Here is an 11,268-nt window from a genome sequence, read left to right as displayed (position 1 = left end):
GTAACCGCAGGAAGTTCATAGTTGCCATTGGTGTTATCTGGCAAGGTGATCCTTACCGTGCCTCCTCCCAAGGCCTGGGTGGTCTGGTTCGTTAATGTTACCTTATAGAAAATCGTACTACCCTTAGTAACTGTCGTGATCGCTGGAGATGAAGACGAAGAGGCTGCTACAAATGCACTCTCTACCTTTACATTTACATGCGGCGCTAAAATCGTTACCTTAAAACGCTTCTTGCCTACTGTACCTCCATCTGTCTTGCCCTTGACTGTGTATTCTACATAGTTATCCCCTATCTGAAATCCATTATAGGTCGTCGCTGGCGTGTTGCCATCCGTATCAGGCGTAGGCGTGTATTTGCTGCCATCAGCCCTAGTTACCTCCCACGTAAGCCTGTATCCACAGCCCTCAGTATCCGTGATCGTTGGCGCTGTCCATGTAGCCGTGGCCGCACACTGATTCGTTGGCATCGTCTCCGATACATCCGGTAGCGCGCCTATCGCTGCGTCGGTGAAGTTTTTACCCAATAGTGGTAAGCGCTTTCTGTCTGTATTTTTCTCTACAGGAGTACCACAGCCTAGGCCTGTTTTCATTTTATAAGTAACCCAATACTCAGCCTCTTCCTTAGGGGCTATAGTTAGGGACGGATGCTTGAGGTCAGCAGCTGCTATACCATCTAAAGCACTAGCTGGATCAGCCTTCCACTGTATATCATAAAGGGATTCTGAGATGTCTACACTAAGGATAGTAGGAACACCATAGCAGACACTTGCCGCTTGTGTGCGTACCTGTGGTGCGGTCAAGCTACCAAAATCAGGGATAGGTACCCAGCGATCAAAACAACCAGACTCGAACTTCACCTCATAGGTATCGCCGCCAGTGAGCTTAGGTATATTGTTAAAAGTCGCATTAGCATCCGCTATGTTAGTAGGCTTGTCTGTCACTACCTTCTTCACCTCATTACCTCCTTGAGTAACTACAGTCTTGGTGCCTCCTGATACCTTATAGAGGGTATAAGTGATTGGATACTTAGGTTCCGCCCCTGCAGGCATCTCTACCCGTATCATACCCGTATTAGGATTGGAGGGGTCACACATACCTACCGCAGAAAGTGGCACTACATCCGTTACCTCCTTCACGGTGAAGGGCATATATATATAAGTATGAGACATCAAACCAACCCCTTGTTGTTCATCAGGTTTAAATCCATAAGTATAGCCTTTGTCCCCTGGCTTATAGACTGCGGTATAATGGTGAGATCCTCCAGCCTGAATACCTAGGATATAGTCTCCCGCAGGCAAGTTATCTATCTCTGCCTTTTTCTCATATTTGGAAGGATCCGATGAAAGTTTGGTAACTGAATATCTTGATTGTCTTACCAAATTTCCTGTATTAACTCGTTTGTAAAGTGGTTGTGATCCTCCTGGGTCTCTAAAGACATATAGCCAACCCAGCACATTATTCTCTACCTCATCTACTGCCCTATAGATAAGCTTTCCTCTTCCTGCTTGTCCGTTTTTACTACATTCTACCTCTACCTTCAAGGGATCTATCTGTATATAAGGGGAAGGGGTTTCCGCTACGGTAAGAGGGAGGTTACGGGTAGCACAATTATTCTTAATATTTACGATATATTCTCCTGGCGGTACGTCCATAATCAGTATATAGCCAGTACGTATATCGTTTTCCTTATAGATACCCTTTATTGGGAATTTTATCTGATAAGTACCTGCCAAGCCTTCAGGCCCAGTGGCGGTATAGGTCTTAACACCTTGGAAGCCATCCTTGCGATGGATAGTAACCTCCAAGGGATTGGCATCGGTTACTACATCTCTCACACCGTATAGCTGTACCCTTTTTCCTCTATGTTCCCATTGTAGAACTGCTCCATAGCCATCATAGAGGGCATGTACCCCTACATTGTCAATCAAGTCAGGCTTAGTTAGGGTCAGCTCTGAGGAGACATAGTGTTTGCAATCGGTAGGCGCCGTGGCGTTGAGAGCCGTAGAGGCATCAGCATATTCTACCTGATATTTGTTGGTTACTGTAGAGACAGGCACATACATCCTATGGCGATTGACATCATACTCATCGTAGAACTTATACATCACATCGCTTACTGTGGTAGCTGCCTGCCAAACATTGGAAGTTTTTACACGGGCTTTCATTCCCGTGAAATTACAAAAATCAGTATAAGAGGGCGTTCCTCCATGTTGGAAAGTAGTGGTAAGCACTACCTCTCTATCACAATTGCCTCCACCTATTTTCTTGCGTACTCCTATCTCGGTGTAAGGCTTATAAGGCGTCGCTACAACCGTATGGGTAAGCACTATAGGGGTGGCCAAGGCACAGTCCTCATAGGTAACAGTAATCACATCGCCTCCTTTTACCTTATAGGCGGACTTATGCACCATCGCATCATAAAGCGTACTAAGCCTAAACTCATTGTTGCCATATACGATCCCGTGGGCATCTACCCTGGATTGTGGAAGGGCATCGGTATTGGTGAATTGTTCTGGAAAGCCTGGGAGCATTACCCCCCCACGCTTTACCTCAACCTTAAGGTTATAGGTATAGAACTTATCACGGGTTACCTGATTGGGATTACTTGCTCTATTTGGGAATTTAGGTGCTACCGCAAACTCATATTCGCCACAGTCGGCACAGGTATGTGCTAAGTGAAGTCGTACGGCCTCTGCTGAGAAGCGGAGCGGGTTGGTCTGGGTACGTTCGGCCACACAATTCCCACCTACGTCCTTTACCTTAATGACATAGTCCTTACCCACTTCCAAGCGCTTGCCTGCATCGGGTTCTATTTCCTTTTGGGTAGTACCTGTGGCACCTCCCTTAGGGAAAGAGGCATCGGCATTACTTGCGGATACCACCACTTCGTTATTATCCTTACGGCGTACCTCTACCTGAAAGGGGCCTACGGCATTGGGGTTGTTGATCTCTACTGTAATCATTCCACGAGACCCCCTTAATACCCCTTTCTGCTTACAGCTCTCTAAGGTAACACTTCTAAGGAAAGAGGCCGAAGCAGGCTTGGTGGTGAAGCTTCTGACATTGCGGGTTTCTGTTTTAGCACAAGTACCCCCACCTACCTGGTCAGTTACCTCTATCTCGTACTTGGTATTGGCCTTAAGGCCTGTGGTAATCTGTACGGTAGTTTCATTGCCTGACTTAGTGGTAGGCGCAGAGGTGGCCGCAGGTGTAGCTTGGCCTACTTCATAGAGCTTAATGACAAAGGGGCCAGCCCCATTTTTTATCTTAAAGGTCATTTTCCCATCGGAGGTACACTCCCCTACGGCACGTTCAGCATCGGCCTGTTCGTAGGGTTCTACCACGATAAAGTTCCTATAGGTGGAAGTAATCGTTTGGGTGCCCTGTGTGGGGTGGGTCTTAGAACCATCTTTTCTAATGACCTTTACCTTATAGGTGCCTGTAGGGAAGGCAAATTGTGCCTTCCCTGCTGCGTCAAAATCCTTTTGGGATTGTTTGACTCCTGCACTATTATAGAGTTCCACATGCCAAAGCGACACAGGAATACCTGCGGTAACCGCAGCTGACCAATCTACCTTTATATTTCCTCCACATACCGTATTCTCCCCCGTAAGGGTATAGGCAGGAAGACTCTGTGCCAACGCAAAGAGCGGTAGCAAGAAAAAACCTATATATAGTAGCGATCTTTTCATAATAATATATTTATTGGAAAATCTTTATAATTGTTATTTGTCTATTATTCGAATCAATAGTTAAAATATTATTTGCTAACTTTCTAAGAAGCAATAAACTCACGTCTCTACCCTAACGCTGGCTAAGACAACTCCTGATGAGCGTAGTCATCCGTAGAGATGCAATTTATTGCGTCTTAACGAATTAGATGATACAGATATTTTTAACTATTGATTCGCATCTATACTAATGAGAATCAACTATTATAGTCAATCATTTATAGAATAATCGGCTAATTTTAATTTGCTCTTTTTCAAGGGAAAATTGCCTCACATACTCCGCTTTCGCGGACTTTATCCCTACACCTGCTCACGCTAATTTTTCGCTAACCATTTTTGTTTGACTATAAGACAATCCCTAATGAGCATAGTTTTCTGTAGAAAGACTATTGATTTGCGTCATTAGTCACTGGTCACTAGTCACTATCTAAACCAAGTCTCTACGGCTATCAAAGAGCCACAACCTGCTAAGAAGCCGACAAGGGCTAGCCATGAGATATGCTTTACATACCAGAAAAAGTCTATTTTTTCCATACCCATAGCCGCTACTCCCGCAGCTGAACCTATGATGAGCAAGCTACCCCCTGTTCCTGCTGAGAAAGCAATAAAGTGCCATAGAGCAGCATCCAATGGCTCTTGGAACATACCTATGGCAGCTGCCACTAGCGGTACGTTGTCTATCACCGCAGAAGCGAAACCAAGAATCATCACCACTATATTCTCATTGGGAACCACTTGGCTAAGAGTACCTGCAAAGTTGAAAAGAACGCCTGTTACCTCCAAAGCGGCTACAGCCAAGAGAATACCTAGGAAAAACAATATACTGGAGTGTTCTATACGTCCTAAAGCACTATGTACTGAGAACGAAGGCTTGTCCCCTTCTGCCAATTCTGTATTAGGCTTGAGCAGCTCTGAAAAGAACCACACAGTAGCCAAGGAGAACAACATACCCAAATAAGGAGGCAAGTGGAACAAAGACTTAAATATAGGCACAAAGATAATACCTAATACCCCAATGATCAAGATAGGAGTACTGCTCTTGTAAGCCATGGTCTTATCCATCTGTGGCATGTCCAACTTCCCTTTGAAAATAGGCATAAAGGACGCAATAGCAAAAGGCACCAAGAAACAAAATACAGCAGGCAATACCACATAGTCAATCAGTCTCATAGCGGTTACCTTATTGGCCATCCACAGCATAGTGGTAGTTACATCCCCTATAGGAGACCAAGCCCCCCCTGCATTGGCCGCAATGATCAAAAGTGACGCATACCATATACGTTCCTCGCGGAAAGGTACCAGCTTGCGCAAAATGGTAATCATTATTATTATAGTGGTAAGGTTATCTATCAATGATGATAGGAAAAATGCCACAATCCCCATTACCCAAAGTAATTTTTTCTTTCTACGGGTCTTGATCATCTTTTTGATAATCTCAAAACCTCGGTGCATGTCGATGATCTCAACAATGGTCATTGCTCCTATGAGGAAGAAAAGAATTTCAGCTACCTTTCCTAAGTGATACAATAGGAGGCTATCAATAGCCTGAGGGTTTCCCCCCTCGTAATGTTCTGCCAAGGGAACTAGCCCCTTGTCAATTTCAAAAATAGGCAAATCAGCCACTTTGAGGATTGTCCAGCACACAACAGCCATACCGAGTGCTGAAATCGTTTTGTCAATTTTCACCTGGTGTTCTACTGTAATAAACAGATAACCAATGAAAAACACCGCTACAATAAGATATTCCATAGCAATTTTCTTTATACTTTTTTGAGGGTGCAAGTTATAAAAAATTTATCAGAAAAACGAATTTTTCCACATAGTTTTTTCCTCTTTTTGTTGATAACTTTTTTTGGTGCTTCTTCTCCCCTCTGCAAACAAGAGGAAAGACATGAAAATCAAGCAGTCAGCATACAGCTCAACCTTTGTTCATAAAAATAATATGGTTTTCTTTTCCTTATTTTTGAAAAAAAATGTATCTTTGCAGGGATTTTACCAAAACAATTAATTTCCTCATATGATACCAAATTTCAAATACCCCACTCCTATTGACAAGGAAGTCGATTGGGATAAGTCCAAAACGATTATGAGTCGTACGGATGCGGCAGGTGTGATTGATTACGTCAATCAAGTATTCTGTGATGTATGCGGCTATAGTGAAGAAGAACTTATTGGTTCTCCACACAATATTATCCGCCATCCGGATATGCCTCGTGTCATTTTCAAGGTACTTTGGGACAATATACAACAAGGTATAAACTTCCATGCAGTGGCCAAGAACTTAGCCAAATCAGGCGAATACTACTGGGTGGTAACGGATTTTGACATCATCAAGGATGCCCAAGGCAAAATCGTAAGCTACTTGGCGCGTCGTACTTCTATTCCTAAACAAAGTATAGATAAATACATCGCTCCCCTCTATGCCAAGATGCTACAAGTGGAAGCCGTAGGTGGTATGGAAGCCAGTGGTGCTTATCTGGCCAACTTCCTCAAAGAAAACGGCTACTACGACTATATTGACTTTATAGAAAACGCGATCCTTGAATTCAAGTAAAAAGTGAATAATGAATAATTAATAGTGAATAGTCATTGGTCACTAGTCATTAACGCGAATCAATAGTAGAAGAACAATCATTAAGACGCAATTTATTGCGTCTCTACAAAAGACTACATTCATCAAGAATTGTCTTAGCCAGCATCTTTGTAGAGACGCAATTTATTGCGCCTTAGACAGTTAGCAAATAGTATTTTAACTATTGATTCGCATCACTAGTCATTAGTCACTAGTCACTTGTCATTAGTCACTGTTTTTCTTCTTTTTCAAAAACAAATAGGTAGCGCCGCCTAAAAGACTAGCCATAAATGCGGCCAAGAGAAAGCTGCCTATAAGGTACTGCATAAGGTGTGCCTTGACAAACTCTTGGGTAATCTCACCCTTGGGAAGCAAGTCCCCGCCAACAAAAAATCCCCCTACCTTGAGCGAACTCCATACAATCACTGGGATTATAGGCGGAATACTGATGTTGGAGGCCAAAAAGGCCAAGGACTTATTCAGCCCCAATAGTACCGAAAAGGTAATAGTTAGTGCCGTTTGCAAGCCCCATAAGGGGGAAATACCAAAAAAAACACCCAAAGCTATAGAAAAGGCTTTCTTGCTATCGGAGAGTTTCGTCTCTAAAAGATCTTCCTTAAGAAACGCTCTAAAACTTTTTTTTTGAAACTTCCTCAGAAAATCACGGGGCTTGATATAAAAAAGAGCAATAAGCACCAAAACTGTGTTGAGCAAACTGATACGTACAAAGTCCCTCACTGGCCGAAAGTGAGAGACCCGCTCTTGTGGATCATAGAGCACTCGTATAGGCACGGACTTTATAGGCACTCCACGCCAACTGCTTCTAACAAGTACTTCTATCTCAAACTCAAACTTGCCTGTAAAATAGCGCTTCGGTATCCCCTCAAGCGGGTATAAGCGGTAACCTGACTGGGTATCAGGGAGCCTCACACCTGTCTCCAAGTGAAACCAAAAGTTGGAAAACTTATGTCCAAAACTACTTTTTCTAGGGACACCCTCCACAGTCATATCGCGGTTACCCACCAAGAGCGTGAGGGTAGGTTCTTGAGCTATAGCAGTAAGGAAATGAGCTATATCCTCTGGGAAGTGTTGCCCATCGGAATCTATCGTCAGCACATACTGGTAGCCCTTGGTTCTTGCTACACGAAAGCCCTCTTGCAAGGCCTTGCCCTTGCCTTTGTTCTGAGTGAAGGTAATGACTTCTATTTGAGGATAACGAGCAAGGATCTCGGCTGTTCTATCAGTGGAACCATCATTGACAACAATTACCTCTTGGGTATAGGAAAGAACCCCATCCAATACTCTGGAAAGGGTCTTTTCGTTGTTATAAGTAGGAATAAGTACAGCGTAGTTAGTCAATGATTAATGCTATTAAAACTTTAACTTTTTAGGATTACTTCTATTATCTACAAATGTTATTATTTGGACTTCTTTTTCGGCTTCTATGATTCTATAGTACATTGAGAAATTTCGCAATATAACAATTCTACGAATATTCTTCTCTTCCAAATAAATCGTCCCTATTTTAGGAAAATTCCTCAATGTATCTAAAGATTGTTTCTACTTACCGATTCAAACTTATAGCATATTTGGGTGAATTATTGTTTTCTGCCCAAAAAAGAAGTATATCGTTATATTGTATCTTTGCCTCCGTTGTCCATAGAACAAGATATTCTGTTTCCATTAGTCCATGTATTTTTCCAATATCTTCCTTGCACTCTCCATAACTTCTTCATGGGAGACAAAATTTCCTGTTTCTGCATCCTTTAAGCCTCTCTCTATTGCCTGAAGTGTATATTAATCATATGTCTCATAAGCATTGGCTTTCTCTACCAATTCGTTATAGTCCTCTATAGGAAGTAATGCATAGGTCTTATTCCCTTGCTTATCTGTAAGGAAATGCGTGTCTGTTAGTGGTAAAGTGGCTGTATTCATAATATAGTTGTTTTGTTAGTGATTAGCTGTTAGTTACTGACGTCTGACTACTATCTAGCTAAATTTTTCAAATCCTTTGCCATATACTGCCTCTACATTGGTACGAGTTACAAAGGCTTCTGGATCTATGCTATTGACTAAGCGGAAAATAGTGGTACCCTCTCCACGGCGTGCAAAGACGATAATGACCTTCTGAGGGTTCTTAGTGTACCAGCCCACACCATCCACTACGGTACAACCGCGCTTGAGTTCGGTGTTGATATGGGTGGCGATCTCTTCATATTTCTTAGAGAGTATGGTAACCTGTATGGCTCGCTTGGCGCCATTCATTACCACATCCACTGTCTGATACATAATAGGCAAAAGGATAATCCCTAAGACCATTTTCTCTATAGTGTAGCCCTTAAGTACGAATATAGAGGACGTTACAACAAGTAAATCCACCACCAAGAGAATACGAGAGATGCGTATCTTGAAATATTTGGTTACTAAAAAGCCAATAATATCTACCCCTCCGGTACTTCCATTGACTGAATAGACCATTCCTAAACCTGTTCCCATCAAAATACCTCCCAAGACTATGGAGATAAAAGTATCATGTATCAGCGGATTCGCCGTAAAGTATGGGGTCAGGTAGGTCTCCCCTATCTTCACCCCCAAGGTAAGCAAGCCTGCTCCTATGACTGTATTGATCACAAAAGTCTTGCCTAAAAAACGGAAGGCAAGTACTAAGAGCGTCAAATTTACCACTAATATAGTAGTAGAAGCATCTATGCCTGTAGCATATTTGATCAAAAGAGCTGCTCCTGCCAAGCCTCCTGTTACTACTTTATTAGGCATGATAAAACCTGTAAGCCCAATGGAATAGATAACAATGGCAAAAGCCATGTAGAGATAATCTTTGATGTAGAAAGATTTCAAATACTCAATGGTATTGTTCTTTTTGTCCATATATTATTGCTTTTTTTGCGGCACAAAAGTACGATTTTTTTTATGGTAAAAAAAGGTTTTCCCATAAATTTTAATCTATCGGAAATTTAGGAAATAATTCGTATTTTTGCGCTATCTAATTAGCTAATGCACCCATGTATCAATGCGCCATTTTGTCAATGTGCTCATTGACCAATTGACTCATCTGCTAATCAGTTAATCAACTCATTAACAATTAATAATTAACAATTAAAAAAGTGTCCTATTTTTCTACTGATTTTACTTTAGGGATACTCGGAGGGGGGCAACTAGGAAAGATGCTCCTTAGTGAAACCCTCAAATACGATATCCGCACCATCGTGCTTGATCCTAGCGCAGAAGCCCCTGCTCGCTTCGGCTGTCATGCTTTCTTTCAGGGTGACCTGATGGACTATGACACGGTATACCAGTTCGGCAAGCAGGCCGATTTGCTTACCTTTGAAATAGAAAATGTCAATGTAGATGCCCTTGAGCGCCTAGAACAAGAGGGAGTCAAGGTGTATCCTACCCCTGCAAGCCTGCGAATCATTCAGGACAAGGGTGCCCAGAAGGCTTTCTACAAGGCACATGGGATTCCTACCGCTCCCTTTGAGGCTTTCGACTCCCCTACCCTCTTGGCCGCTGCGGTTGCCGAAGGCCAATGGACGTACCCCTTTGTGTGGAAGAGTACCCGCTTTGGCTATGATGGGAACGGAGTGAAGATCGTACGCAATCTTCAAGACCTCCATGCACTCCCCGAAGGGCCTTGTATAGCTGAGCAGTGTGCCGAAATAAACAAGGAACTCGCGGTGATTGTTGCCCGCAGTCCCAAAGGGGAAGTGGTCACCTACCCCGTGGTAGAAATGGAGTTTCACCCTGAGGCCAACCAAGTGGAGTATGTGCTTTGCCCAGCTCGTATTGCTGAGACTATCAGCAGCCAAGCCAGAAAAATCGCTCTACAAGTAGCCGAAGCCTTTGGCAGTATTGGCCTATTAGCCGTAGAACTCTTCCTTACCAAAGGGGGAGAGATATGGGTCAATGAGGTTGCTCCTCGCCCGCACAACTCTGGCCACTACTCCATTGAGGCAAGCTATACCTCTCAGTTTGAGCAGCACCTAAGAGCTATTTTAGATTTGCCTTTGGGCAGCACCGAAAGCAAAGTCGCTGGCGTCATGGTCAATCTCGTCGGAGCCGAAGGCTACGCAGGCGATGTGATCTATGAGCATATAGAGGACGTCCTCTCCCTCCCTGGCGTTACCCCTCATATCTACGGCAAACGACAAACGCGTCCTTTCCGCAAAATGGGACATATCACCATCACCCACCCCGATATAGAACAAGCCCGCTCACTGGCTCAGACAGTAAAAGAAACTATTAAAGTCATCAGCCGTCAGTAGGCAGTGGTAAGTGGTCAGTGGTTAGTTGTCAGTGGTTAGTTATCAGTAGTAGGGGTTAATTGCCATTAGCCCATTAGTCATCAGCCTTATAGTTGCAATAGATTGTGTCATGTCCTAAAATTAGTTGACACTTTTAGTTATTTGTTTAACATCGTTTTTTATCAAGTCATACTTATTATGTAACTTCAGTAATAACTTTAGTTCTGTAATCATATATAAGCATGACTTTTATCTTTGATAGCCTATAATAATTATGTTTATGCTACTTGATTAAAGAAAATACTATCTGGTGTTTTCAACTCCAATGACCAGTGTAGGCGCTCTTGGTTATAAGTCTCTATAGCTGAACGAACAGCTCTTTCGGCTAATTGTTCATCATTAAATGTCCTATCTAAGAGAAATTCAGTTTTCAATATCCCATTTACACGCTCTGCACAAGCATTTTCATAACAATGATCCTTCTCTGTCATACTGATATCTATCTTTTCTTTCTGCAATAGTTGGACATATTCTTTACAACAATACTGAATACCTCTATCAGAATGATGTATCAAAGGAACAGTTCTATTCCTATGCTTTAAGGCATTTTTCAAAGCTTTTATACCTCCTTCTATAGAAAGACTATTACTTAGAGAATATCCCATTATTCTCCTTGAAAATAAGTCTGTTACCAAAAATAAGTACC

8 protein-coding genes are annotated in these 11,268 nt (G+C 42.6%); 2 read left to right on the top strand and 6 right to left on the bottom strand.

All coding sequences use genetic code 11. From position 1 onward, the window contains the following. Nucleotides 1–3,692 (bottom strand): hypothetical protein (locus HMPREF1154_RS10210; RefSeq protein WP_009642507.1); only part of this gene is annotated, 3,692 nt, incomplete at its 3' end. 462 nt (nucleotides 3,693–4,154) lie between these two features. After that, entirely contained in the window at nucleotides 4,155–5,480 is a 1,326-nt protein-coding gene (gene nhaD, locus HMPREF1154_RS10205) for a sodium:proton antiporter NhaD (RefSeq protein WP_034567338.1), read from the bottom strand. A gap of 268 nt (nucleotides 5,481–5,748) precedes the next feature. On the opposite strand from nhaD, the gene HMPREF1154_RS10200 reads away from it, so the two are divergent. Beyond that, a complete protein-coding gene (locus HMPREF1154_RS10200; RefSeq protein ID WP_009642513.1) occupies nucleotides 5,749–6,285 on the top strand; it encodes a PAS domain-containing protein in 537 nt (178 codons plus the stop codon). 243 nt (nucleotides 6,286–6,528) lie between these two features. Here HMPREF1154_RS10200 and HMPREF1154_RS10195 read toward each other — a convergent pair whose 3' ends face one another. The 3 genes from HMPREF1154_RS10195 to HMPREF1154_RS10190 form a co-directional block, all read right to left on the bottom strand. Then, nucleotides 6,529–7,662, bottom strand: a complete 1,134-nt coding sequence (locus tag HMPREF1154_RS10195; RefSeq protein ID WP_009642508.1) for a DUF2062 domain-containing protein — start codon at nucleotides 7,660–7,662, stop codon at nucleotides 6,529–6,531. Nucleotides 7,663–8,100: 438 nt separating this feature from the next. Beyond that, on the bottom strand, nucleotides 8,101–8,238 hold the full coding sequence (locus HMPREF1154_RS13395; RefSeq protein ID WP_009642509.1) for a hypothetical protein: 138 nt from the start codon (nucleotides 8,236–8,238) through the stop codon (nucleotides 8,101–8,103). Between the two features lie 54 nt (nucleotides 8,239–8,292). Beyond that, nucleotides 8,293–9,189 (bottom strand): YitT family protein, encoded by an 897-nt coding sequence (locus HMPREF1154_RS10190; protein ID WP_009642510.1) that lies wholly within the window; start codon nucleotides 9,187–9,189, stop codon nucleotides 8,293–8,295. A 236-nt stretch (nucleotides 9,190–9,425) separates the two neighbouring features. On the opposite strand from HMPREF1154_RS10190, the gene HMPREF1154_RS10185 reads away from it, so the two are divergent. Next, the gene (locus HMPREF1154_RS10185; protein ID WP_009642514.1) at nucleotides 9,426–10,583 is read left to right on the top strand and encodes a 5-(carboxyamino)imidazole ribonucleotide synthase; all 1,158 of its coding nucleotides are present in this window, start codon (nucleotides 9,426–9,428) and stop codon (nucleotides 10,581–10,583) included. A gap of 257 nt (nucleotides 10,584–10,840) precedes the next feature. Here the strand turns inward: HMPREF1154_RS10185 and HMPREF1154_RS10180 are convergent. Further along, a partial coding sequence (locus HMPREF1154_RS10180; RefSeq protein WP_157231273.1) for a DDE-type integrase/transposase/recombinase occupies nucleotides 10,841–11,268 on the bottom strand: 428 nt, incomplete at its 5' end.

This window comes from Capnocytophaga sp. CM59, assembly GCF_000293175.1.
GTDB classification, from domain to species: Bacteria; Bacteroidota; Bacteroidia; order Flavobacteriales; family Flavobacteriaceae; genus Capnocytophaga; species Capnocytophaga granulosa.
Note: the sequence above shows the minus strand (reverse complement) of the source record. Positions and strands in the feature narration are given on the sequence as shown.